Source organism: Amycolatopsis sp. NPDC028719, assembly GCF_055565395.1.
Genome location: NZ_JBVHUL010000008.1, coordinates 125,260 through 152,211, shown reverse-complemented (window position 1 = coordinate 152,211; position 26,952 = coordinate 125,260). Strand labels below are relative to the sequence as shown.

The 26,952-nt window shown below is 73.9% G+C and carries 8 protein-coding genes and 1 pseudogene; 8 read left to right on the top strand and 1 reads right to left on the bottom strand.

What is annotated here, in order from left to right; genetic code table 11:
* Positions 1-179 precede the first annotated feature (179 nt).
* The gene (locus ACZ4TR_RS33405; protein ID WP_465291656.1) at positions 180-11,039 is read left to right on the top strand and encodes an SDR family NAD(P)-dependent oxidoreductase; all 10,860 of its coding nucleotides are present in this window, start codon (positions 180-182) and stop codon (positions 11,037-11,039) included.
* Between the two features lie 54 nt (positions 11,040-11,093).
* Here ACZ4TR_RS33405 and ACZ4TR_RS33400 read toward each other — a convergent pair whose 3' ends face one another.
* Positions 11,094-11,819, bottom strand: coding sequence for a TetR/AcrR family transcriptional regulator (locus tag ACZ4TR_RS33400; protein ID WP_465291654.1), 726 nt, complete (start codon positions 11,817-11,819; stop codon positions 11,094-11,096).
* A gap of 76 nt (positions 11,820-11,895) precedes the next feature.
* On the opposite strand from ACZ4TR_RS33400, the gene ACZ4TR_RS33395 reads away from it, so the two are divergent.
* The 7 genes and pseudogenes from ACZ4TR_RS33395 (at position 11,896) to ACZ4TR_RS33365 (ending at position 26,938) form a co-directional block, all read left to right on the top strand.
* Positions 11,896-12,342, top strand: a complete 447-nt coding sequence (locus tag ACZ4TR_RS33395) for a hypothetical protein (RefSeq protein WP_465291652.1) — start codon at positions 11,896-11,898, stop codon at positions 12,340-12,342.
* Between the two features lie 97 nt (positions 12,343-12,439).
* Entirely contained in the window at positions 12,440-12,676 is a 237-nt protein-coding gene (locus ACZ4TR_RS33390; protein WP_465291650.1) for a hypothetical protein, read from the top strand.
* Between the two features lie 5 nt (positions 12,677-12,681).
* Complete coding sequence (locus tag ACZ4TR_RS33385) at positions 12,682-13,440, top strand: ABC transporter ATP-binding protein (protein ID WP_465291648.1); 759 nt, start codon at positions 12,682-12,684, stop codon at positions 13,438-13,440.
* Complete coding sequence (locus ACZ4TR_RS33380; RefSeq protein WP_465291646.1) at positions 13,437-15,992, top strand: FtsX-like permease family protein; 2,556 nt, start codon at positions 13,437-13,439, stop codon at positions 15,990-15,992. Before ACZ4TR_RS33385 ends, ACZ4TR_RS33380 begins: the two co-directional genes overlap by 4 nt.
* 98 nt (positions 15,993-16,090) lie before the next feature.
* The gene (locus tag ACZ4TR_RS33375; RefSeq protein ID WP_465291644.1) at positions 16,091-16,936 is read left to right on the top strand and encodes a nucleotide disphospho-sugar-binding domain-containing protein; all 846 of its coding nucleotides are present in this window, start codon (positions 16,091-16,093) and stop codon (positions 16,934-16,936) included.
* A 160-nt stretch (positions 16,937-17,096) separates the two neighbouring features.
* A pseudogene (locus ACZ4TR_RS33370) lies at positions 17,097-22,229 on the top strand (type I polyketide synthase); the annotation flags it as partial.
* Positions 22,214-26,938, top strand: a complete 4,725-nt coding sequence (locus ACZ4TR_RS33365) for a type I polyketide synthase (RefSeq protein ID WP_465292003.1) — start codon at positions 22,214-22,216, stop codon at positions 26,936-26,938. The pseudogene ACZ4TR_RS33370 and the gene ACZ4TR_RS33365, both read left to right, overlap by 16 nt.
* The last annotated feature ends 14 nt before the right edge of the window (positions 26,939-26,952 follow it).

The window sequence follows — 26,952 nt, the reverse complement described above, 5'->3', positions numbered from 1 at the left end:
GACCGTCTAAAGCGGACCTTGGCGGGGCCGCGGGACGGCGGCTAGGGGCGCGGTTCCCGCGTCATCCGGGGCCATTAGGGGTGGGGGTGCCCGCGGCGCGCTCGTATCGTCAGCCGTATTGCTGTGGGGGCGCGCGATCCCCCTTTCCAGCGCAGGCGACGTGGAAGGAAAGAGGACTCGTGGGCAACTCCGAAGACAAGCTGGTCGGTGCGCTCCGTGCCTCCCTCAAGGAGAGCGAACGGCTGCGCGAGAAGAACCGGCGGCTGACCGAAGCCGCGCGGGAACCGATCGCGATCATCGGCATGGCCTGCCGGTTCCCGGGTGGCGCCACGACTCCGGAAGAACTCTGGCGGCTGCTGGACGGCGGCGTCGACGCGATCGGCGAGTTCCCCGCGAACCGCGGCTGGGACCTGGACCGGCTCTACGACCCGTCCGGGGAGCGCCCGGGCTCCAGCTACGTCCGCGAAGGCGGTTTCCTCCACGACGCCCTGGACTTCGACGCCGACCTCTTCGGCATCAGCCCGCGCGAGGCCCTGCTCATGGACCCGCAGCAACGGCTCCTGCTGGAAACCTCGTGGGAAGCCTTCGAACGCGCGGGTATCGCGCCGCATTCGGTGAAGGGCAGCGCCACCGGTGTCTTCGCCGGCACGATGTACCACAACTACCAGGGCAGCTACGGCTCTTCCGGCGTCATCTCCGGCCGGCTCGCCTACACCTTCGGCCTGGAAGGGCCCGCCGTCACCATCGACACGGCGTGCTCGTCGTCGCTCGTCGCGCTGCACATGGCCGTGCAGGCCCTGCGTTCCGGCGAGTGCTCACTCGCGCTCGCGGGCGGCGTTTCGGTGATGTCGACGCCGCGCACCTTCGTCGAGTTCAGCCTCGACGGCACGCTCGCGCGCAGTGCCCGCTGCCGCGCCTTCGCCGACTCCGCCGACGGCACCGGCTGGTCCGAGGGCTGCGGGATGCTGCTGGTGGAAAAGCTGTCCGACGCCCGCCGCAACGGCCACCCGGTGCTCGCGATCGTGCGCGGCACCGCGATCAACCAGGACGGCGCGTCCAACGGCATGACCGCGCCCAACGGTCCCGCCCAGCAGCGCGTCATCCGCCAGGCGCTCGCCAACGCCCGCGTCAGCGCGGACGAGGTCGACGTCGTCGAGGCGCACGGCACCGCCACCAAGCTCGGCGACCCGATCGAGGCCGGCGCGCTGCTGGCCACCTACGGCCAGGAGCGCACTTCGCCGCTGTGGCTGGGTTCGGTGAAGTCCAACCTCGGCCACACGCAGGCCGCGTCCGGCGTCGCCGGCGTGCTGAAGATCGTGCTGGCGTTGAACAACGAGGTGCTGCCACAGACCCTGCACGTCGACCAGCCGACGACGCAGGTCGACTGGAGCGCCGGACAGGTCGAGCTGCTCACCGAACGGCGGCCGTGGGAGCGGGGCGGCCACCCGCGCCGCGGTGCCGTCTCCTGCTTCGGCTTGAGTGGCACCAACGCCCACGTCATCCTCGAAGAAGCCCCGGACCCCGACGACGCCGCCGAGGAGACGCCGCGCGACGACGCCGCGATCCCGTTCGTGCTGTCCGGCCGGACGCCGCAAGCCCTGCGGGCGCAGGCCGTGCGGCTGCTCGCGGACCTCGACGGGAACCCCGCCGGGCCGCTCGACGTCGCCGCGACGCTGGCCGCCGGGCGCACGCACCTCGACCACCGCGCCGCCGTCGTGGCCCGCGACCGCGACGAGCTGATCGCCGCGCTGCGCGGGTTCGCCGACGGCGAGCCGGGTGCGCTGACCGGCGTCGCCCGCGGCGAGACGAACACGGCTTTCCTGTTCTCCGGCCAGGGTTCCCAGCGCGCCGGGATGGGCGCGGTACTCGGCGCGAAGTACCCGGCGTTCGCCCAGGCGTACGCCGAGACCTGCGCCGAACTGGACAAGCACCTGGATCGCCCGATCCGCGAAGTGATCGACACCGACGCGGAAGCCCTGTCGCAGACCGGGAACACCCAAGCCGCCCTGTTCGCCTTCGAAGTCGCGCTGTTCCGGCTCGTCGCGTCGTGGGGCCTGGTCCCGGACGCGGTGTGCGGCCACTCCATCGGCGAGCTGGCCGCCGCGCACTGCGCCGGCGTGCTTTCCCTCGCCGACGCGGCGAAACTCGTCGCCGCCCGCGGCCGGCTGATGCAGGCGTTGCCCACCGGGGGCGCGATGGTCGCCGTCGAGGGCACGGCCGAGGAGGTCGCCGCCCACGATCCCCACGGGACCGTCGACATCGCCGCCGTCAACGGCCCGCGATCCGTCGTCATCTCCGGCGCCGAAGACGCGGTGATCGCGATCGGTGACCGGTTCGTCGACGCGGGACGCCGGACGACGCGGCTGAAGGTTTCGCACGCGTTCCACTCGCGGCTGATGGAGCCGATGCTCGCCGAATTCCGCGCTGTGGCCAAGAGTCTCACCTACGCGCAGCCCGAGCTGACCGTCGTCTCGAGCGTCACCGGCGGCGAGGTCTCCGCCGAGCTGACCGATCCCGAGTACTGGGTGACCAACGTCCGGCAGCCGGTCCGGTTCGCCGACGCCGTGCGCGCGCTGGCCGCCGAGGGCGTCAACCGGTTCCTGGAGCTGGGCCCGGACGCGCCGCTGACCGCCGCCGTTCCGCAGTCCGCCGACGCCGCGGTCGCCGTCGCGGCGCAGCGCCGGGACGTCCCGGAGGACGTCGCGCTGGCCACCGCGCTCGCGACGCTGCACGTCCGTGGCGTCGTGCCCGGCTGGGCCGCGCACTTCGCCTCCCGCGGCGCGGGCCGCGCGGACCTGCCGACCTACGCCTTCCAGCACCAGCGGTACTGGCTGGAGGTGTCGAACGAATCCGGCGACGTCTCCTCGATCGGCCTCGACCCGGTCGACCACCCCCTGCTCGGCGCGGCCACGCTGCTGGCCGACGCCGACGGCGTGCTGCTGTCCGGCCGGATCTCCGCCGCCACCCACCCGTGGCTCGACGACCACGTCGTCGGCGGCGCGATCCTGTTGCCCGGCACGGCTTTCGTCGAGCTGGCCGTCCGCGCCGGCGACGAAGCCGGCTGCGGCCGCGTCCGCGACCTGACCCTGCACGCGCCGCTGGTGCTGCCCGCGAAGGGCGCCGCGCGGATCCAGGTGCGGATCGGCAAGCCCGCCGCCGACGGCTCCCGCCCGATCAGTGTCCACTCGCGACCGGACGACCTCGCCGCGGCCGCCGGCTGGACCCGGCACGCCGACGGCACCCTCGCGCCCGCCACGGCCGCCGCCGCGTTCGACCTGAGCGCGTGGCCGCCCGCCGGTGCCGAGGTCGTCGACCTCGACGGCATGTACGACCTGCTGGCCGAGGCCGGCATGGCCTACGGCCCGGTCTTCCGGGGCCTGCGCGCGGCCTGGCGGTCCGGCGACGACATCTTCGCCGAAGTCGCCCTGCCCGAGCAGGACCGGCTCGGCGCCGAAGCGTTCGGCCTGCACCCCGCGGTTTTCGACGCGTCGCTGCACGCCGTGGGCTTGAGCAGCGCCGCGGGGGAGGGCACCACGCTGCCGTACTCCTGGTCCGACGTCGAGCTGCTGGCCGCGGGCGCCGCTTCGCTGCGGGTGCACGTCCACCCGACCGGGCCGCAGACGGTCGAGCTGCGCCTGGCCGACTCGACCGGGGCACCCGTCGCCCGCGTCGGGCAGCTGGGACTGCGCCGGATCAGCGAGGAACAGCTCGCCGCGGCCCGCGCGAAGCCCGGCGGCACCGACTCCCTCTACCGCGTCGACTGGGTTCCGGCGACACTGCCGGACGCGGCCGAAGCGGACTTCACGGTGTACGAAGTCAAGCCCGGCACGACCGCCGCCGCGGCGAAGAAGGCCGTCCACAGTGCACTGGCCGAACTCCAGGCGTGGTCGTCCGGCCTGCTGGTCGTCGTCACCCCCGCCGACCTGGCCGGGGCCGCCGTCGCCGGGCTCGTCCGCTCGGCCCAGGTGGAGAACCCGGGCCGGATCGTGCTGGTCGAGGGCACCGCGACGGCGGAGCAGCTCGCCGCGATCGCCGTCGCCGACGAGACTTCCGTGCGCGTCTCCGATGACCAGGTGACCGTGCCGCGGCTGACCCGCGCGACGCCCGAAGCCGGGGAGACGCCGGACTGGGGCACGGTTCTCGTCACCGGTGGCACCGGCGCGCTGGGCAAGCTCGTCGCGAAGCACCTCGTGCGGCAGCACGGCGTCAAGGACCTCGTGCTCGTCAGCCGCCGTGGCCCGGAGGCCGGAGGCGCGGCCGAGCTCGTCGCCGAACTGGCGGAGCTGGGCGCCGAGGCGACCGTCGTCGCCGCCGACCTCTCCCACCGGCCGAAAGTCCGCACGCTGCTGAAGAAGTACCCGGTGAACTCGGTCGTCCACGCGGCCGGCGTGCTCGACGACGGCGTCCTCGCCTCGATGACACCCGAGCGCGTCGACGGCGTCTTCGACCCGAAGGCCCTGGCCGCCTGGCACCTGCACGAGCTGGCCGGCGACCTCACCGCGTTCGTCACGTTCTCCTCGGCCGCCGGCGTGCTCGGCGCGCCGGGCCAGGCCAACTACGCCGCCGCCAACGCCTTCCTCGACGCGCTCACCGCGGTCCGCCGGGCCGAAGGCAAGCCGGCGCACTCGCTGGCGTGGGGCATGTGGGAGTCGGCGGCCGGCATGGCCGGCGAGACCCACGGCAAGCGCGGCCTCGGCGCTTTCGGCGTCGACGAGGGCCTGGCGCTGTTCGACGCCGCGGTCGGCGCGGCCGGCGACCTGTACGTCCCGATCAAGCTCGACCTGCCCGCCTTGCGCGACGCGGGTGGCGGGGTCCCGGACCTGCTGCGCGGCCTCGTCCCGGCGTCCCGGCGGACGGTGTCCGGACGCGAAGCGGGCGCGGACTCGTTGCTGGGCAAGCTGATCCGGCTGCCCGCCGAGAAGCGCCTCGACCACCTGCTCGAGCTGGTGGTCCAGCACTCGGCCGCGGTCCTCGGCCACGGCTCGGCCGACCTGGTCGACGCCGACCGCGCGTTCAAGGACCTCGGGTTCGACTCGCTGACGGCGGTCGAGCTGCGCAACGCGCTCAACGAGGCCACCGGCCTGAGCCTGACCGCGACGCTCGTCTTCGACTACCCGACCGCGGGCGACCTCGCCGCCCACCTGCACGAATCGCTGCTCGGCGAGCTCGGTGACGCGGGGGAGGCGCAGGAAACCGCCGTCGTCGCGAGCACCGACGAGCCGATCGCGATCGTCGGCATGGCCTGCCGGTTCCCCGGCGGCGTCACGACCCCGGACGAACTGTGGGACCTGGTAGTGGCCGGCCGCGACGGCACTTCGCGGTTCCCGGAGGACCGCTCGTGGGACCTCGGCTACTGGCTCGGCATGGCGGCGGCTTCGGGCAAGGAGCCCAACGGCGGGTTCGTCACCGGCGCCACCGACTTCGACGCCGGCTTCTTCGGCATCAGCCCGAACGAAGCCGTGATGATGGACCCGCAGCAGCGGATGCTCCTCGAAGCGTGCTGGGAGGCGTGCGAGTCCGCGGGCATCGACCCGTTGTCGCTCAAGGGCACCGACACCGGCGTGTTCGCCGGCGTGATGCAGTCCGACTACGACCCGGGCCCCCTCGGCACGGTCGAGCACAACGGCCTCTTCCGCGGCTCCGGCGCGCTCGGCAGCGTCGTCTCCGGCCGGGTCGCCTACACCTACGGGCTGGAAGGCCCCGCGGTCTCGATCGACACCGCCTGCTCGTCGTCGCTGGTGGCGCTGCACCTGGCCGTCCAGGCGCTGCGGCAGGGCGACTGCTCCCTGGCGCTCGCCGGCGGCGTGGCCGCGCTGGTCTCGCCGGAGCCGTTCGTGCACTTCGACAACAGCGGCACCGCCTCCGACGGCCGGACGAAGGCCTACTCGGCCGCGGCCGACGGCGTCGGCTGGGCGGAAGGCGTCGGCCTGCTCGTGGTCGAGCGGCTCTCCGACGCCCGGCGCAACGGGCACGAGGTGCTCGCCGTGGTCCGCTCCAGCGCGGTGAACTCCGACGGCGCGTCCAACGGCCTCACCGCCCCGAACGGCCCGTCGCAGGAGCGCGTGATCAAGCGCGCGCTGAAACTGGCGGGCCTGACGACGTCCGAAGTGGACGTCGTCGAGGGCCACGGCACCGGCACCACGCTGGGCGACCCGATCGAGGCCAACGCCCTGCTCGCCACCTACGGCCGCGACCGGCCCGGAGACGAGCCGCTGTGGCTGGGCTCGGTCAAGTCGAACATCGGGCACGCGCAGGCCGCGGCGGGCGTCGCCGGGGTGATCAAGATGATCCTCGCGATGCGCCACGGCGAGCTGCCGATGACCCGCCACGGCGACGACCCGTCACCGCACGTCGACTGGTCCGCGGGCGCCGTGCGGCTGCTCGCCGAGACGATCCCGTGGCCCGACCGGGGACACCCGCGCCGCGCCGGCGTGTCGGCCTTCGGCTACAGCGGCACCAACGCCCACGTGATCCTGGAGCAGGCGCCGCCGTCCGAAGCGGCCGAGCCGGTGCGTGCCGCGGGTGAGCGTCCCGCCGTGCTCCCGCCGTGGCTGCTGACCGCGCGCACACCGGAAGCCCTGCCGCTGCAGGCCGCCGCGCTGCTGACCCACCTGGCCGGGAACCCCGGCCTGGACCCCCTGGACGTGGGCTTCTCCCTCGCTGTGCGCGAGCCGGTGCTGCCCTACCGCGCCGCGGTGGCCGGGGACGACCGTGAAGAGCTCATCGCCGGGCTCACCGCGCTGGCTGGCGGCGAGGACTCGCCTGCGGTCGTGCGGGCGACCGCCCGCGGCGGCAAGACGGCGTTCCTGTTCCCCGGTCAGGGGACCCAGCGGCCCGGCATGGGCCGCGAGCTGTGCGCCGCGTTCGGCGTCTTCGAACATGCCTTCACGCAGACGAGCGCGCTTTTCGACGGCCACCTCGGCCGGTCGCTGCGGCAGGTGATGTTCGCCGAGGAGGGCTCGGCCGACGCGCAGCTGCTCGACCGGACGGCGTTCACCCAGGCCGCGCTCTTCACCATGCAGGTCGCGCTGTACCGCCTGGTCGAGTCGTGGGGCTTGCGCCCCGACGTGCTGCTGGGTCATTCCGTCGGCGAGATCGCCGCGGCCCACGTGGCCGGGGTGCTTTCGCTGAAGGACGCGGTGAAGCTCGTCGCCCACCGCGGCCAGCTCATGCAGGAGCTTTCCGGCGGTGCCGTCGTCGCGGTCGAAGCCGTCGAGGACGAGGTGACGCCGCTGCTCACCGCCGCCTGCGGGATCGCGGCGATCAACGGACCCGCGTCCCTGGTGGTTTCCGGTGCGGAGACCGACGTCCTCGCGATCGCCGAGCACTTCACGGCGCGCGGCCGCCGCACCAAGCGGCTGGCGATCAGCCAGGCGATCCACTCGCCGCTGCTCGACGAGATCCTGGACGAGCTGCGGGAGATCGCCGAAGAACTGACCTACGAGCCCGCCCGGATCCCGGTCGTGTCCACAGTGGACGGCGCGGCGGTGGAGCCGGAACGCTGGGCCGACCCGGAGTACTGGGTGGCCAACTGCCGGCAGTCCGTCCGGTTCCTCGACGGCGTCCGTGCCCTCGAAGCGGCGGGCGTCAGCCGGTACGTCGAACTCGGCACCGACGGCACCCTCGCGGCGATGACCCAGGGCTGCCTGGCCGGAGACCCGCGCGACGCCGTCGTGATCCCGCTGCGGGCCAAGACCCAGGCGGAGGTCCGGGGCGCGCAGCTGGCCGCCGGCCGGTTCTTCGCCCACGGCATCGGCTTGGCCGGCGCGAAGCTGTTCCGCGGCGCCGAGCGCGTCGCGCTGCCGCCGTACGCCTTCCACCGCAGCCGGTACTGGCCGGACGTCGACATGGAAGCCTTGCACGCGACCGGCGACCTCACCGCGACCGGCCTGGACTCGACCGAACACCCGCTGGTCTCCGCCTCGCTCGCCGTGGCGGGCTCCACGCAGGTGGTGCTGACCGGGCAGATCTCGGTGCACACGCACCCGTGGCTGGCCGACCACACCGTCGGCGGCACGGTCATCTTCCCCGGCGCGGGTTTCGTGGAGCTCGCGGTGCGGGCCGGTGACGAAGCCGGCTGCTCGCGGCTCGACGAGCTGACCCTGGAAGCGCCGCTGGTACTGCCCGAACTCGGCAAGGTCCGCCTGCAGGTCGTCGTCGACGAACCGGACGCTGCCGGCCACCGTGCCGTTGCGGTGTACTCGCAGACCGGCGCGGACGACCCGTGGGTCCGGCACGCGGCGGGCCGCCTGGCGCCCACCGCCGGTGCGGAGCCGGCCGGGCTGACGGCCTGGCCGCCCGCCGGTGCCGAGCCGCTGGACCTCGACGGGCTGTACAAAGGGTTCGCCGCCGCCGGGCTCGGCTACGGGCCCGCGTTCCAGGGCCTGACCGCGGCTTGGAGCCGAGACGGCGAGGTGTTCGCGGAGGTCGTCCCGACCGAAACCGGCACCGCCGGGTTCGGGCTGCACCCGGCCGTCTTCGACGCCGCGCTGCACGCGATCGGCCTCTGCGACACGGTCACGGTCGCGGGCGGGCTGCCGTTCGCGTGGACGGGGGTCGAGCTGCACGCGGCGGGGGCGTCCCGGCTGCGGGTGCGGGTCGTGCCGCTCGGCGCCGACTCCGTTTCGCTCGAGCTGGCGGACCAGACGGGCCGCGCGGTCGCTTCGGTCGGCTCGCTCGTGCTGCGGGCCGGAGCGACGGGCGCCTCGGTGGTCCGGCCGCCCAAGTCGCTCCACGGCTGGGCGTGGCAACCGGTCCCGGTGCCCGCCGGGCCGGTGTCCGACGTCGAAATCCTGGACCTGCCCCCTGCGGACTCGGTGGCGGAAACCCTGGTCCGGGTGCTCGACCGGGTGCGGGACCGGCTGACCGGGTCGCGGGCCACGATGGTCGTGGTCACCCGCGGCGCGGTCGCGCTCGACGGCGAGGACGTCATCGACCTGGCCGGCGCCGCGGTGTGGGGCCTGATCCGCTCCGCGCAGTCGGAAAACCCGGGCCGGCTCGTGCTCGCCGACATCGACGACCACGCCGGTTCGGCGGTCCTGCTGCCGCGGCTCGCGGCCGCCGGGGAACCGCAGCTCGTCGTCCGCGGCGGCGTCGCGTACGGCGGGCGGCTGACGCGCCTCGCGCCGTCGGCCGACGCGTCCGCGACGACGTTCGACGCCGACGGCACCACCCTCGTCACCGGGGCCACCGGCGCGCTCGGCTCGCGGCTGGTGCGGCACCTGGTCACCGAGCACGGCGTGCGGAACCTGCTGCTCGTCAGCCGCCGGGGTGCGGCACCCGGCCAGGTCGAGGACCTGACCGGCCTGGGCGCTTCCGTCACGGTCGCCGCCTGCGACGCCGCCGACGCCGACGCGCTGGCGGGCGTGCTGGCCGCGATCCCGGCCGAGCACCCGCTGACCGCGGTGGTGCACCTGGCCGCGGTCGTGGACGACGCGACGATCCCGTCGCTGACCCCCGACCGGCTCGCCGCGGTGCTGCGGCCGAAGGTCGACGCCGCGCTCAACCTCCACCGGCTGACGTCGAACCTCGGTGCCTTCGTGCTCTTCTCGTCCGTCGCGGGTCTGCTCGGCAACGCCGGCCAGGGCGCTTACGCCGCCGCGAACAGCTTCCTGGACGGGCTGGCCGCGCACCGTCGCGCTCAGGGCGTTCCCGCGCAGTCCCTCGCGTGGGGGCTGTGGGACGCCACGGCGGCGCTGTCGGAGGCCGACCGGGCGCGGATGGCGCGCACCGGCCTGTCACCACTGTCCACTGAGGAAGGTCTGGCGCTGTTCGACGCGGCGTCGGCCCGGCCGGAGGCGCTGCTGGTGCCGATGAAGGTGGACACCGCCGCGGATTCCGGCGACGTGCCGCCGGTGTTCCGGGCGCTGGTCCCGCCCACGCGGCGGACGGCGTCGCGGGCCGAGGGCGGTCCTGCGCTGAAGGAGCGCCTGGCCGGGCTCGAACCGCTGCGCCGGGAACGGGCCGTGCTCGACCTGGTCCTGGACCGGACGGCGGGCCTGCTCGGCTACTCCGGGGGCAGCGCGATCGAGCCGCAGCGGCACTTCCTCGAGTCCGGTCTGGACTCGCTGACGGCCGTCGAGCTGCGCAACGGGCTCAACGAGGACACCGGGCTGCGGCTGCCGCCGACCGTCGTCTTCGACCACCAGACCCCGGCGGGGCTGGCCGCGCACCTGCTGTCCGAACTGGACGGTTCCGGGCCGGTCCCCGAGCCGGCCGGGGAACCGGACGCGCTGGCGGACGTGTTCGCCGACGCGGTGCGGGCCGGGCGGGTCGAGGACGGGCTGAGCATGCTGGCCGCGGTGGCGAACCTCCGTCCCGCGTTCACCTCCTCCGCCGACATCGACGGCCTGCCGGCTCCGGTGCGGCTCAAGGAGGGCACGGCCGGGGCGCAGGTGTTCTGCTTCAGCACGCCGGTCGCGACCGGCGGCGTCTACCAGTACGCGAAGCTGGCCGCCGGGTTCGGCGACGACCGGGAGCTGCACGCCGTGCCGATGCCCGGTTTCCTGCCGGGGGAGGCGCTGCCGTCGTCCCCGGAGGCGATCGTCGAGGTGCTGGCGGAGAGCCTGCGCAAGTCCGCCGGCGACCGGCCGTTCGCGCTGCTCGGGTATTCCTCGGCGGGGATCCTGGTGCACGCGGTGGCGGAGTGCCTGGAGCGTGCCGGAACCCCGGCGGCGGGCATCGTGCTCCTGGACACGTACGTGATCAACGGCGACGACGCGATCGGCGACGGCGCGGCGGATCTCGCGAAGGGCATGCTGGCGAACGAGTCCCAGTACGGCTCGTTCGACCGGGCGAAGCTGACGGCGATGGCCCGGTACATGGACCTGCTGCCCGGCATCGCGATCGGCGGTATCGCGACCCCGTCACTCCTGGTCCGGGCGGGCGAGCCGTTCGACGCGGAGGCCCGCAACTGGCAGACGACGTGGTCGCACGCCGACGACGTGAAGATCGCGCGGGGGCACCACTTCACGCTGATCGACACGGACGCGCCCACGACGGCCGCCGCGGTGGCCGAGTGGCTCGCGGCGCTGGACTGACGTGTCGTGAGTGGGAAACAGCGTTCCCACCCTGTTTCCCACCCACGACCGGAGTCAGTAGATGCCGGCCATCCCGGCCACTCCGGCCAGCACGGGTTCGAGCCCCGCGGTCAGAAACGCTTCCCGGTCCTCCGCGGTGACCGGGTACCGGCCGTCGGACACGAGGGCCGCCAGCTCCACCGCGTCGTGCCGGGCCAGGTTGGGTGCGAGATGGTCCCGCACGGCCGACGCCTCCGCCAACGTCGCCGGGGTGGCCAGGCGGACCGCCGCGGCGGTCGCGAACCCCGTCACCATCGTTTCGCAGCCGAGCAGGTGCTCACCGCGGACGCCCGCGGCCGCGCACGCCCGCAGGAGGAGCTCGGTCCACGCCAGGCGGTTCGGGGTCACCGGGTCGCCGCGCATCGGCAGGTCCAGCAGCCAGGGCCGGCTCAGCAGCCGGTCGAGCACCGCCCGCGTCCACGCGCGGACGTCGGCGCGCCAGTCACCCGACGAGGCGAGCCCAGGGGGCGGCGGGCCCCAGCCCGCGTCGGCGAGCAGGACCGTCAGCTCCTCCTTGGAGCTGACGTAGCGGTACAGCGCGTTGGTCGTCACGCCCACCTCGTGGGCGATGTTCGGGAGCGAGGCGTTGGCGACGCCGTCGGCGTCGGCGAGGCCCACGGCCGCCGCGACGATCTGCGCCACCGAGTGCGACGGCTTGGGCCCGCGGCGCGGCGGCGGCGTGCCGCCCCAGGCCAGTGTCATCCCGGGGGGCAGCTCCGGTGTGGTGTCCCTGTCCAGCATGGTGCGTCTTCCCTGGCGAGTGCTCCGGCAGTAAACTGTGAGAGTCTTACACTGATTTGGGCGGAGGGCGAGCGACGTGAGCGAGAACAGGCCGGTGGCCACGGCCGTCGGCCGGCTCCTGTGGCCGGAGCGTACGCGGGTCACCGAGCTGGATCGCAAGCTCGCCGTCACGCGGATCGAGCACGACCGGGCCGAGGGCCGGTGCCCGGACGCCGAGGTCAGGCTGGCCCGCGTCCGGCTGGCGACCACGCACGCGGCGCTGGACAGCGCCGTCGCCGGGCGGTCCGAATCCGCGGTGCCGCCGATCCTGGAGGCCGCCCCGCGGGTCGGGCTGGCGGTCTGGGTCGTGGTCAGCCTGGTCAACGTCGCGGTCTACCTGACCCTGGGGTGGGCCAGTGGCCAGTGGGACGGGCCGTGGGTGCTGTGGCCGGTGCTCGGCGGCGGCCTGCTCGTGCTCGGCCTGTGGTCCACGCGGGAGCGGGACCGCCGGATGCGCGTCGGCGACGGTCAGACCGGAACCTGAGCCCGGTCGTAGGGGTCCGGGTTCCCCTCGGAGCTCCGGTGGGTTAAACTGTGTAACCCATACACAGATTTGTTCGTACCTGAGATCGGGGGCCGACATGGCCGAGACGACAGACGGTTCCACGGCCGGGGGGCGCACGGCACTGAAAGTGGTCACGATCGTGTGGCTCGCCGCCACCGGCATTCACCTGCTGATCTGGCTGATCATGTGCTTCGCGACGCTCAGCCTGCACTCGCCGTTCTTCATCTGGCCGCTGATCGGCGGCGCGCTCATCGTGGTGCCGTGGCACTTCGCGACGCGCAACCGCTCGAGTGAGCGGATCGCGCGGGGATGACGACCATGACGACCACCGGGTCGCCCGTCCGGCTGGACTCGGTGAAGAAGACCTACGGGCGCGGCGAGAGCGGTGTGGTCGCGCTCGCCGGGGTCAGCGTGGAGTTCCCCGCCGGCAGCTTCACCGCGGTGATGGGACCGTCGGGGTCCGGCAAGAGCACCCTGCTGCACTGCGCCGCCGGGCTCGACCGGCCCGACCAGGGCAGCGTCACGCTCGTCGGCGTCGACCTCAAGGGCCGCAACGAAACCCAGCTGACCGAACTGCGCCGCGAGCACGTGGCGTTCGTGTTCCAGTCGTTCAACCTGATGCCCGCGCTCGACGTCGAGGAGAACATCACCCTCCCGATGCTGCTGGCGGGCAAGGAACCGGACCGGGCGTGGATCGCCCAGGTCGTCGAGCGGGTGGGCCTGTCGCAGCGGGTCGGGCACCGGCCCGGCGAGCTGTCCGGTGGCCAGCAGCAGCGCGTGGCGATCGCCCGCGCGCTCGCCGGCCGCTCGGCGGTGACCTTCGCCGACGAGCCGACCGGTGCGCTCGACACGACCACCGCGCTCGAGGTGCTCGGGCTGCTGCGCGAGCTCGCCGACGCCGGTCAGACGATCGTCATGGTCACCCACGACCCGGTCGCCGCGTCGTTCGCCGACGAGGTGCTCTTCCTGGTGGACGGGCAGATCGTGACCAAGATGGCCGCCCCGGCCGTCGAGATGGTGGCGGCGGAGCTGGCGCGTCTCGGTGCCCAGGCCAAGCAGGCGAGGGGGCGGCAGTGAGCCCGCGGCGGGTGGTCCTGCGGATGGCGCTGGCCAGCCTGCGGTTCCGCGCGGCCGCCTCGCTGGCGACGTTCGTCGCGGTCCTGGTCGGCTGCTCGCTGCTCATCGCGTGCGGTGGCCTGTTCGAAACCGCGCTGTCGCTCGACGCCCAGCCGCAGCGGCTGGCGGCCGCGCCGGTCGTGGTGACCGGATCGGCCGGGTTCAAGCTGCCGGACGAGGAGTCGCAGGTCGTTCCCTACGGGGAGCGCTCGGGCATCCCGGCCGGGCAGCTCGCCCAGCTCGCGTCCGTGCCGGGTGTGCGGCAGGTCGTGCCGGACACCACCTTCGCCGCGGTCGTGGTCGGCGCGTCCGGACCGCAGAGCGCCGACGCCCCGCTCGCCGGGCACGGCTGGGACTCGGCCGCGCTCGCGCCTTACTCCCTTGTGGACGGTGCGCAGCCGCGCGCCACGGGCCAGGTCGTGCTCGACGAAGCTTCGGCCCAGGCCGCGGGAGTCCGCACCGGGGGCCAGGTCGGCATCGCCGTGAACGGCGCGCCGCCGCGGGACTTCGTCGTCGCCGGCGTCGCGCACGCGGACACGACCGGGCCCGCCCTGTTCTTCTCGGCCGCCGACGTCCAGCAGTTCGCGGTGCACCCCGGCACGGTCGACCTGGCCGGGATCTTCCCGGCGGACGGCGTCGACGCCGGTGAGCTCGCCGCCCGGATCGCCGAGCAGGTGCCCGGGCTGAACGTGCTGACCGGCGCGGACCGCGGGTCCGCCGAGTTCCCCGGCATCGACGGCGCCCAGCTGCCGCTGATCCTGCTCGCCGGCGTGTTCGGCGGGATGGTCCTGGTGGTCATGGCGCTCGTGGTGTCGGCGACGATCAGCCTCACCGTGCGGCAGCGCCAGCAGGAGCTCGCGCTGCTGCGGGCGACCGGCGCGACCCCGCGTCAGGTGCACCGGATGGTGCTCGCCGAGACGATGGTGGTGGCGGCTTTCGGCGCCCTCGTCGGGCTGGTCGGCGGCCGCTTCATCGGCGCCGGGATCTTCGGTTTCACCACGGGCAACGGGATGCTCCCGCCCCAGCTGGAGTTCCAGCAGGGGATCATCGCCTTCGGCGGCGGTCTCGTGCTTTCGCTCGGCATCTCGTTCGCCGCCGCGTGGTTCGCCGCGCTGCCGGCGGCGCGGGCCCGGCCGCTGCAGGCGCTCGCCGAGGCGTCCATCCCACCCGCGAAGGTGAACGACGTGCGCCGCTTCGGCGCGAAGGTGTTCGCCGGGGTCACCGTGCTGCTGGCGGTGGCGACCCTGTTCATGCCGGTGGACATCGCGTCGGCCGTGTGCGGTCCCGCCGTGCTCACCGGCTCGATCGCCGTCGCGCTGATCGGCCCGGAGCTGATGGCGTTCGTCGCCACCCGCTTCGGCCCGCTGATCCGGCGGGTCGGCGGCCGGGACGCGGTGCTCGCGGTGATCAACTCGCGGACGCGGGCGGTGGCGTTCGCCGCCGTGCTGACGCCGATCACGCTGGCCACCGCGGTCGCACTCGGCAACGTGTACGCCGAAACCACGCAGCAGCACGCCATCATCGGCGCCTACGCCGACCAGCTGCGGGCCGACGCGGTGGTGACCAGCGGCACGGGTGCGGTCTCGCCGGCGCTGGCCGACGCCGTCCGGCAGGCGCCGGGCGTCGGGTCGGTGTCGCCGCTGGTGACCAGCCAGGGCTGGATCGAAGAGCCCTACGACGGCAACGGCAGCGACCCGGGGCGGCTGCTCGGCCTCGACGTCCGGGACGCCAACGGGGTGCTGGCGACCCCGGTGACGTCCGGTTCGCTGGGTGAGCTCACCGGGGAAACGGTGGCGCTGCCCGAGGGCATCGCGGACGACCTGGACCTGAAGCTCGGCGACCGGATCACCATGCGGCTCGGTGACGGCGCCCAGGTCAAGGTGAAGATCGTCGCGCTGCTGGACAGCCCCTCGGGCTACCCCAGCATCGTGCTGCCGGCCGCGCTGCTCGCCCCGCACACGACGTCGGGCGTGGCGAACCGGCTGCTGGTCCGCGGGGCGGACGGACAGGACGCGGCCGCGGTCGTCTCGGCGGTCACTTCGGTGACCGCCAACTGGGCCGGGGCCACCGTCGGGGACTCCGACGCGGTGACGGAGAGCTTCGCGGCCAGTGCCGACATCGAGGCGATGATCCACTACCTGCTGGCCGTGCTCGCGATCGCGTACGCCGCGATCGCGGCGGTGAACACGCTGGCCGTGGCGGTGCTTTCGCGGCGTCGGGAGTTCGGCGTGCAGCGGCTCGCGGGTGCGCGACGCGGGCAGGTGCGGTCGATGCTGATGATCGAGGGCGGCATCCTGGCCGTGCTCGGCCTGGTGCTCGGGACGGGGATCTCGCTGTTCACGGTGATTCCCATGGCGCTCTCGTCCGGCACCATCGTGCCGATCGGCCCGCTGTGGGTGTTCCTCGCGGTCATCGCCGCGGTGTTCCTGATCGTCTGGCCGGTCACCGCGCTTTCCGCGCGGCTCGCGATGCGGCGCAGCCCGATCGAAGCGGTGACGTTGCCGGGGCAATAACGATTTTGTAGGGGTTAGCGGGCCGGCCCGGTGCGGATAGTGTCGAAATCGACCATCCGCACCGGGCCGGCCCGGTTTCCTTTTCTGGAGTGGATCCCATGCGCGTACTCCTGGCCGCTCCGCCGTCGCCCGCGCGGCTGCACAACCTGGTGCCGCTGGCGTGGGCGCTGCGGACCGCCGGCCACGACGTGAAGATCGCCGGGCAGGCGTCGTTCGTCGGCGAGATCCTGCGCACCGGCTGCGTCGCCGTCGACCTCGGCACCGAGGACACCGAAGCCGCGGCACTGGCGGAGTTCGCCGAGCTGTGGCGGCCCGACGTCGTGGTCTCCGGCGCGCAGGCACCGGTGGCCGACGCCGGCACGGTCCGGCTGCTGGGCCCGCTCGACGAGTCCGGCCCGGCGGACTTCGACACCGTTCCGCCGTCGCTGCGGGACTCCTCGGACGCCCGTCCGGTGCGGCACGTGCCCTACTTCGGCCCGGTCGTGGTACCGGAATGGTTGCGCCGCAAGGCAAGGCGCAGCCGAATCCTGCTGTCGCTCACGGACGCGACCCTGGCCGGACCCGTGTTCGACGCCGTCGCCGGGGTGGCGGCCGAAGTGGTCTGGGCGACCGATGCGGCGGGGATCCCGGCCGGCGTCACGATGCCGCCCAACGTGAGGCTGGTCGACACGGCACCCCCGGCGGCGCTCCTGCCGGCGTGCAGTGCGGTCGTCCACGACGGTGACGCGTCCCTCGCCCTCGCGGCGGCGACGCACGGCGTGCCGCAGCTTTCCCTGACGGAGACGGCGATCGGGGCTCGCATCGCCGCTTTCGGTGCCGGGCGCGTGGGCTCGGCCGACGGCATAGCGGAGCTGGCTTCGCTGAGTGGCGCGGCGACCGCGCTGCGGGACGAAATCGCCGCCCTGCCCGCGCCGCGCGAACTGGTCGCCGCCCTGACCCGCTGATTGTGGGGCCGTTAGGGGTGGGGCGGCACGAAGTCCCTCGGTAGCGTTTTCGGCGTGGCACCTTCCACCCCATTCGCGGTTAGGTGGTCGATTACGTGAATACCGTTCTTCCTGCCATTTTCCAGGGGGTAATGGCGTGAGCGCCGAGAACGAGCGGAAACTGCTCGACTACCTCAAGCGCGCGACGGCCGACCTGCGCGAGGCCAAGGGTGCTTTGCACGAGGTCCGGCGGCGCGACAGCGAGCCGATCGCGATCGTCGGCATGGACTGCCGCTTTCCCGGCGGAGTCGCGAGCCCCGACGACCTCTGGGAGCTGGTCGGCACCGGGACCGACGCCATCGGCGCGTTCCCGGCCGACCGCGGCTGGCCCCTCGACCGCCTCTACGACCCGGCGGGGGAGCGGCCCGGCACCACGAACACCCGCGAGGGCGGCTTCCTGCGTGACGCCGCGGAATTCGACCCGGAGTTCTTCGGGATCTCGCCTCGCGAAGCGCTCACCATGGACGCCCAGCAGCGGCTGCTGCTCGAGACGTCGTGGACCGCGCTGGAGCGCGCGGGCATCGTCCCGGAATCCCTGCGCGGCAGCAGCACCGGCGTCTTCGCCGGCGTGATGTACCACGACTACCTCGGCCACGCGGCCGCCGGCAGCGTCGTCTCCGGCCGGGTCGCCTACGCGCTCGGGCTGGAAGGCCCCGCGGTCTCGGTCGACACCGCCTGCTCGTCCTCCCTGGTCGCCCTGCACTGGGCCACGCAGGCGCTGCGCCGCGGCGACTGCTCGCTGGCCCTCGTCGGCGGCGTCACGGTGATGGCGACCCCCGAGACGTTCGTCTACTTCACCGAGCAGCGCGGGCTGTCCGACGACGGCCGCTGCAAGGCCTTCGCCGCCGGTGCCGACGGCACGGGCTGGGGCGAGGGTGTCGGCGTGCTCGTCGTCGAGCGGCTTTCCGACGCCCAGCGCCTGGGCCACGACGTCCTCGCCGTCGTCCGCGGCAGCGCGGTCAACTCCGACGGCGCGTCCAGCGGCCTGACCGTCCCCAATGGACCGGCGCAGCAGCGCGTGATCCGCCAGGCCCTCGCCACCGCCGGACTGTCCACAACGGACGTCGACCTCGTCGAAGGGCACGGCACCGGCACGAAGCTCGGCGACCCGATCGAGGCGCAGGCCCTGCTGGCCACCTACGGCCAGGACCGTGCCGCGGACCGGCCGCTGTGGCTCGGCTCGCTCAAGTCCAACATCGGCCACACCCAGGCGGCCGCCGGCGTCGGCGGCGTGATCAAGGTCGTCCAGGCCATCCGGCACGGCGTGCTCCCGAAGACCCTGCACGTCGACGAGCCGTCGCCGCACGTCGACTGGTCCGCCGGCGCGGTGGAGCTGCTCACCCAGGCCCGCGAGTGGCCCGAGGCCGAGCGGCCCCGCCGCGGCGCGGTGTCGTCGTTCGGCATCAGCGGCACCAACGCCCACGTGATCATCGAGCAGGCCGAACCCGTCGCCGAGGAACCTTCGGGAGCCGAGCTCCCGGTCGTCGCGTGGCCGGTTTCGGCGGACTCCGCGGACGCCGTCGCCGCGCAGGCTCGGCAGCTCGTGGACCACGCCGGCGACCTGGCGGACGTCGGCTACTCGCTGGCCACGACCCGCTCGGCGCTGGACCACCGCGCCGTCGTCGTCGGAGCCGACGCCGCCGAGCTGCGCGCCGGGCTGGCCGCGCTCGCCGCGGGCGAGGACGCGCCGAACGTGGTCCGCGACCGCCGGGGCACCGGCCGGACGGCCTTCCTCTTCACCGGCCAGGGCGCCCAGCGCGCCGGCATGGGCCAAGCCCTCGCCGCGCAGTACCCCGTCTTCGCCGAAGCCCTCGGCGCCGTCTGCTCCCGGCTCGACCTCGACCGCGCGGTCTTCGACGACACCGAAGCTCTGGCACAGACCGGTTTCACGCAGCCCGCGCTGTTCGCGTTCGAGGTCGCGCTCTACCGGCTGATCGAGTCCTGGGGCGTCCGGCCCGACCACCTGCTGGGCCACTCGGTCGGCGAGCTGGCCGCGGCTCACGTCGCCGGGATCCTCTCGCTCGACGACGCCTGCACGCTCGTCGGGGCCCGCGCCCGGCTCATGCAAGAGCTGCCGGCCGGAGGGGCGATGGTCACGATCCCGGCCGCCGAGGCCGACGTGACCCCGCTGCTGACCGCCGGGGTGAGCATCGCCGCGATCAACGGCCCGCGCTCCCTGGTGGTCTCGGGCGCCGAAGACGAGGTCGCCGCCGTCGTCGCGCACTTCGAGCGGCCGAAGGAACTGCGCGTTTCCCACGCGTTCCACTCGCCGCTGATGGAACCGATGCTCGACGAGTTCGCGGTCGTGGCGGAGAAGCTCACCTACGCGAGGCCCGAAATCCCGATCGTGTCCACGGTCGCCGCCGGGGCCGACCTGGCTTCGCCGGAGTACTGGGTGGAGCAGGTCCGCGCGACCGTCCGGTTCGACGACGGCCTGCGCGCGCTCGCCGCCGAAGGCGTCCGGACGTTCGTCGAGATCGGTCCGGCGCCGGTGCTGACCGCCGCCGCGAGCACCGCCTTCGACGACGAATCGCTCGCCTTCGTCCCGGCCCTGCGCAAGGACCGCGACGAAGCCCACGCGGTCGTCACCGCGGTCGCCACCCTGCACGCCCGCGGAATTCCCGTGGACTGGAAAGCGTTCTACGCCGGCGCACGCCGCGTCGAGGTGCCGACCTACGCCTTCCGCCGCACCCGTTACTGGCTGCCGGCCACCACCGCGACCGGCGATGCCGCCGACCACGGCCAGCAGGCCGCCGCGCACCCGATGCTCAGCGCCGTCGTCCGCGTGCCCGAGTCGGACACGGTCGTGCTGACCGGGCGGCTCTCGGCGGACACCGTGCCGTGGATCGCCGACCACGTGGTGCTCGGCACGATCCTGCTGCCGGGCACGGCGTTCGTCGAGCTGGCGCGGGCCGCCGCCGACGAGGTCGGCTATGCGGGCATCGAAGAGCTGACGCTGCAGGCTCCGCTCGCCCTGAGCAAGGGCGCCGCGCTGCAGGTGTTCCTCGGCGCCGAGGAGGACGGACGCCGTCGCGTCACCGTCCACTCGCGACTCGATGGCGAGGACGCCTGGACACTCCACGCCGAAGGCTTCGTGACCGCCGAAGCGGCCGAGCCGTCGTTCGACCTCACCGAATGGCCGCCCGCGAGCGCCACCGAGGTCGCCCTGGACGACCCCTACGCGCAGCTCGCGGACCTGGGCTACGACTACGGCCCCGCGTTCCAGGGGCTGAGCAGGATGTGGCGCCACGGCGACGACGTCTACGCCGAGGTCGCCCTGGCCGACGCCCGCGACTACGGCCTGCACCCGGCCCTGCTCGACGCCGCCCTGCACGGCCAGCTGCTCGGCCCGGTCCCGGAGGACGGCGAGACGAAGCCGATGCTGCCGTTCGCCTTCAGCGGCACCACCTGGCACGCCGCGGGCACGTCCGCGCTGCGCGTCCACGTGTCGCCGGCCGGTCCGGACACCATCACGCTGCGGATCGCGGACACGACCGGCGCCCCGGTGCTGTCCGTCGACTCGTTGGCCGCCCGACCGATTTCCCTGGACAAGCTGGCGCCCAGCTCACTGTTCCGCGTGGCTTGGGAACCCGCCTCCGGCACCGGCGACCCCGTGGCGCCCATCTCGCACTTTCACGTGAAAGTGCGGGATGGGGTGAAAGTGCCGGAGCGGGCTCGGGCGGTCACCCGGCAGGTGCTCGGTGCGATCCAGGAGACCTTGACCGGCGAGACGCGCCTGGCCGTCGTCACGCGCGGTGCGGTGTCGGTGAACGGCGAGGACGTCGACCCGGCCCTCGCCCCGGTGTGGGGTCTGGTGCGGGCGGCCGAAGCCGAGAACCCGGGCCGGTTCGTGCTCATCGACGGAGAAGACGTCGAAGCGGCCTTGGCCACCGGCGCGCCCGAGGCGGCCGTCCGCGACGGTGAGGTCCTGGCGCCGCGCCTAATCGCGGCGACGCCGTCCGGCGACCTGGGCTGGAACCTCGACCGCACAGTGCTGATCACCGGCGGCACGGGCGGGCTCGGTGCCGTCGTCGCGAGGCACCTGGTGACGAACCACGGCGTCCGGCACCTCCTGCTCACCAGCCGCCGGGGCGCCGACGCACCCGGCGCTCTTGAATTGCGCGACGAACTCACGAGTCTGGGCGCGGACGTCACCATCGCGAGCTGCGACGTCACCGACCGCGCGTCCGTGGCGGCGCTGGTCGACGGCGTCGAGCTGACCGCGGTGGTGCACGCGGCGGGCGTCCCGTCCGCCGGTCGCGTCGAGAACCTCACCGCGGAAGAACTCGACCGCGTCTTCGCCCCGAAGGTCGACGGCGCCTGGCACCTCCATGAACTCACGAAGGACCTCGACGCGTTCATCCTGTTCTCCTCGGCCGCGAGCACGGTGCTGGCCGCCGGGCAGGCCGGGTACGCCGCGGCCAACGCGTTCCTCGACGAACTGGCCCGCCACCGCCACACCCAGGGCCTCCCGGCGACGGCCCTCGATTGGGGTGCGTGGGCCGAAGACGGCGGCATGGCCGGCGAACTCGGCGAGGCCGACTTCCGTCGCCTGCGCCGCCTGGGCACCCCGCCGATGGCCACCGCCGACGCGCTCGACCTGTTCGACGCGTGCCTCGTCGCCGAGGACGCCGTCCTCGCGCCGGTGAAGCTCGACGTCGCGGCCCTGCGGTCGCGCGCGGACTCGCTCCCGCCGGTCCTGCGCGGCATGGTCCGGCCCGCGGCCGCCCGCCGCACGACGGCTAAGAACGACGGCGCCGTCACGGCCCGGCTCGCGGCGCTGCCGGAGCCCGAGCGCGAGGCGTACCTGCTGGAAGTCGTGTCCGGCCAGGTCAAGGCCGTGCTGGGGCTGGGGTTCGTCGAGCCGGAGCGAGCGTTCCAGGAGATGGGGTTCGACTCCCTGACGTCGGTGGAGCTGCGCAACCAGCTCGGCGCCCTGACCGGCCTGAAACTGACCGCGACGATCGTGTTCGACCACCCGACCCCGGCGGCCCTGGCCGCCCGGCTGCACGCCCTGCTGGGCCCGGGCCGCGGCGCGGCGGACTCGCTGCTGGCGGAGATCGACCGCCTGGAGGCGCTCCTGGCCGGCGCGGGATCGCTCAACGGCTCGACGGCGAAGGTCACCGCCCGCCTCGAGGCGCTGTCCCGCAAGTGGACCGAGGCGAACACAGGCGTCCCCGAGGCGGCCGACCTGGACGAAGCCACCGACGACGAGCTCTTTGCCGTGCTGGACACAGAATTGGGTATTTCATGAGCAACGAGGACAAGCTCCGCGACTACCTGAAGCGCGCGACGGCGGATCTGCAGGCGGCCCGGCGCCGGGTGCAGGAGCTGGAAGCCAAGAACGCCGAACCCATCGCCATCATCGGCATGAGCTGCCGCTACCCCGGGGACGTCCGCTCGCCGGAGGACCTCTGGGACCTGGTCGACCAGGGCCGGGACGTCATCGGGGAGTTCCCCGCCGACCGCGGGTGGGACCTCGAGGGCATCTACGACCCCACCCCCGACCGGCCCGGCAAGACCTACACGCGCCACGGCGGGTTCCTCTACGGCGCCCCGGGCTTCGACGCCGAGTTCTTCGGCATCAGCCCGCGCGACGCCCGCCGCGCCGACCCGCAGCAGCGGATCCTCCTCGAGGCCTCGTGGGAGGCCTTCGAACGCGCCGGGCTCGACCCGCACGCGCTCAAGGGCAGCCCGACCGGGGTCTACGCCGGCGTCATGTACCACGACTACAGCGGTGGCAGCCCCGACGGCAGTCTCGTCTCCGGCCAGGTCTCCTACACCCTCGGCCTCGAAGGCCCGTCCGTGTCGGTCGACACCGCGTGCTCGTCTTCGCTGGTCGCGCTGCACATGGCCGCCCAGGGCCTGCGGGACGGCGACTGCACCCTCGCGCTGGCCGGCGGCGTCGCCGTGATGGGCACCCCGGAGATGTTCGTCGACTTCAGCGGCCGGCGCGGGCTCTCGGCCGACGGCCGCAGCCGGTCCTTCTCGGACGATGCCGACGGGACGTCGTGGGCCGAGGGCGTCGGCGTCCTCGTGCTGGAACGGCTGTCCGACGCGCGCCGCAACGGCCACCGCGTCCTCGCGCTGCTGCGCGGCTCCGCGATCAACCAGGACGGCGCCAGCAACGGCTTCTCCGCGCCCAACGGCCCGTCGCAGGTCCGGGTGATCGAGGCCGCGCTGGCCGACGCCGGGCTGTCGCGGTCCGATGTGGACCTCGTCGAGGCGCACGGCACCGGCACCGCGCTCGGCGATCCGATCGAAGCGCAGTCGCTGATGGAGACCTACGGGCAGCGCACCACCGGTGCACCGCTGCTGCTCGGCTCGATCAAGTCCAACATGGGTCACCCGCAGGCCGCGGCCGGTGTCGCGGGCGTGATCAAGGTGGTGCAGGCGCTGCGGCACGGCAAGGCGCCGCGCACCCTGCACGTCGGCACGCCGTCGACGCACGTCGACTGGACCGCCGGCGCGGTCGAGCTGCTCACCGAGCCGCGCGACTGGCCGGAGGTGAACCGGCCGCGCCGGGCCGCCGTGTCGTCGTTCGGCGTCAGCGGCACCAACGCGCACGTCATCCTGGAGCAGGCACCGGCCGAAGACGTCGTCGAGCCGCCGAAGCCCGCGGTCTGCCCGCTGGTCCTGTCGGCGAAGACCCCGGCCGCGCTCGCCGAAGCCGCCGCGCGGCTCGCGTCCCGTGTGGACGAGGACCTCGTCGACGTCGCCCACACCCTCGCCACCGGCCGCGCGCGGCTCGACCACCGCGCGGTCGTGCTGTCGACCGACGCCAAGCAGGCCCTGGAGACGCTGGCCGCGGGTGGTTCGCGGCCCGACGTCGTCACCGGGACCGCCGACGTCCGCGGCAAGACCGTGTTCGTCTTCCCCGGCCAGGGTTCCCAGTGGACCGGCATGGCGATCGACCTCATCGAGCAGTCGCCGGTCTTCGCCGCGCGGATGACCGAATGCGACGGGGCGCTGCGGGAGTTCACCGGGTGGTCGGTTCTCGCCGTGCTGCGCGGTGAGCCCGGCACCCCGCCGGCCGACCGCGTCGACGTCGTCCAGCCGATGCTGTGGGCCGTCATGGTCTCGCTGGCCGCGCTGTGGCGTGCGCACGGCGTGGAACCGGACATGGTGATCGGCCACTCGCAGGGCGAGATCGCCGCCGCGAGCGTCTCGGGCGCACTGTCCCTTCAGGACGGTGCCCGTGTGGTCGCGCTGCGCAGCAAGGCGATCGGGGACGTCCTCGGCGGACGCGGCGGCGGCATGCTGGCCGCCGGCCTCCCCGCCGCCGAACTGCGGAAGCGGCTCGGCACGTGGGACGGCCGGATCTCCCTGGCCGCCGACAACGGCGCCACCTCGGCCGTGCTGTCCGGCGACGGCGACGCCCTCGACCAGCTGCGTGACCAGCTCGTCGCCGAAGGCTTCCGCGCCAAGCGCGTCCCGGTGGACTACGCGTCGCACTCCGCGCACGTCGAGCACCTCGCCGACCGCCTCCTGGAAGACCTCGGCCCGATCACCCCCGGCGCCGGGAGCGTCGCGATGACGTCCACGGTGACCGAAGAGACCGGGTCCACTGTGGACGCGAAGTACTGGTTCACCAACCTGCGCACGACGGTCCGGTTCGCCCCGGTCGTCGCGAAGCTCGCCGAGGCGGGTTACACGCGGTTCATCGAGGTCAGCCCGCACCCGGTGCTCGCCATGAGCATCCAGGAGACCCTCGACGAAGGCGGGCACAGCGGTTCCGTCACCGGCACCCTGCGCCGCGACGAAGGCGGCCTGACGCGGTTCGCGACCTCGCTGGCCGAGCACTCGGTCCGCGGCGGCGCGGCGGACTGGGCCTCGCTGGTGCCCGGCGGCCGGATCACCGACCTGCCGACCTACCCGTTCCAGCACAAGCGCTTCTGGCTCGAGGAAGAGACCACCGGCCAGGCCGCCCCCGCGACCGTCGCCGACCAGGACTTCTGGCAGGACGTCACGGCCGGCGACGTCGATGCGCTGGCCTCGAGGCTCGGCGTCGAGGCCGCGCCCCTGGGTGAGATCGTCCCGGCCCTGGCCGCGTGGCACGGCCGCCGTACCGAGCTGTCCACAGTGGAATCCTGGCGCTACAAGGTCTCGTGGGCGCCGGTGAGCGTCACGGGCGGGCTGGCCGGCACCTGGCTGGTCGTCGTGCCCGCGGACGTCCCCGCGGCGGCCGAGCTGGCCGACGCGCTCGCCGAGCAGGGCGACGTCGTGCGCGTCATCGCCACGGCCGACCGCGAAGCCCTGGCCGAGCTGGTCACCGGAGCCACGGCGCTGCGGCCGTTCGACGGCGTCCTGTCGCTGCTCGCCCTCGACACCCGCGAACACCCGGAACACCCCGCGCTCAGCACCGCGGTCGCCGCCACCATCGCGCTGCTGCAGGCTCTGCGCGACACCGGCGTCGATGCTCCCACCTGGGTCGTGACCCGCGGCGCGGTCGCGGTGGACGCCTTCTCCGACGCCGACCCGGCCGCCGCGGCGGTGTGGGGCCTCGGCACGGTCGCCGCGCTCGACCTGCCCGCCACCTGGGGTGGCCTGGTCGACGTCGACGGCCCCGCCGACGCCGCCCGCCTGGCCGCCGTGGTGTCCGGAGTAGACAGTGAGGACCAGGTCGCGATCCGGCCGTCCGGCGTGTTCGCCCGGCGCATGGTTCATGCCCCGCTGACCGGCACCGCGGACGAGTGGAAGCCGCGCGGGACGGTCCTGGTCACCGGCGGCACCGGCGCGGTCGGCGCGCACGTCGCCCGGTGGCTGGCCGGCCGCGGCGCCGGGAAGATCGTGCTCACCAGCCGTCGCGGGCTCGATGCCGACGGAGCGCGTGAACTGGCCGACGAGCTGGGGGTCATCATCGCCGCCTGCGACGTCTCCGACAAGGAGCAGCTGAAGGCGCTGCTGGCCGAGCACCCGCCGACCGCCGTCGTGCACGCCGCCGGCGTCCTCACCGCGGAGTCGCCGCTGGCCGACGTCACGCCCGCGGAGTTCGCCGCGGCCACCCGCGCCAAGGTCACCGGCGCCGCGCTGCTCGACGAGCTGCTCGGCGACACCGAGCTGGACGCGTTCGTGCTGATGTCCTCCGGCGCCGCCGTGTGGGGCACCTCGGGCCAGCCCGCCTACGCCGCGGGCAACGCCTACCTCGACGCCCTCGCCCGGCGCCGCCGGGCCGCGGGCCGCACCGCGACCGCGATCGCCTGGGGCTCCTGGGGTGGCGGCGGCATGGTCGACGCCGAGGCGAGCGACCTGCTGCGCCGCATGGGCCTCGCCGAGATGGCGCCGGAACTGGCCGTCGAAGCACTGGGCCAGGCCCTGGACCACGACGAAACGCAGCTGGTCGTCGCGGACATCGACTGGGCCGCGTTCGCCCCGGTCTACCAGCTCGCCCGCCCGCGGCCCCTGCTGCGCGCGCTGCCGGAGGTCGCCGAGGACAAGACCGAAGCCGCCGGGAACACCGGTGACCTCAAGGCGAAACTGGCTGCGCTCACCCCCGCCGAACAGCAGCGGACGCTGCTGGAGCTGGTCCGCGGCCAGGTCGCCGTGGTCGCCGGCTACGACGGCGGCTCGGCGGTCGAACCGGCCCGCGCGTTCAAGGAGCTCGGCTTCGACTCGGTGACCGCGGTCGACCTGCGCAACCGGCTCGGCGCCGCCACCGGGCTGAAGCTCCCGGCGACCGTCGCCTTCGACCACGTCAACCCGCAGGCCCTGGCCGAGCACCTGTGGACGCAGCTCGGCGGCGGTGAAGCGGCCGTCCCCCTCGAAGTGGAGCTGGACCGCCTCGAAGCGGTCGCGGCCGGACTGGACGCCGCCGAGATCGACCGGTCCCGGATCGTCGCCCGGCTGCAGGCGATGGTCACCACCCTGCACAAGACCCTGTCCGGCACCAAGTCCACCGACGTGCTGGAGACCGCGACCACGGATGAGCTGTTCGCCCTCATCGACAACGAGCTCGGCGCCTGAGAGGTATCCCCACG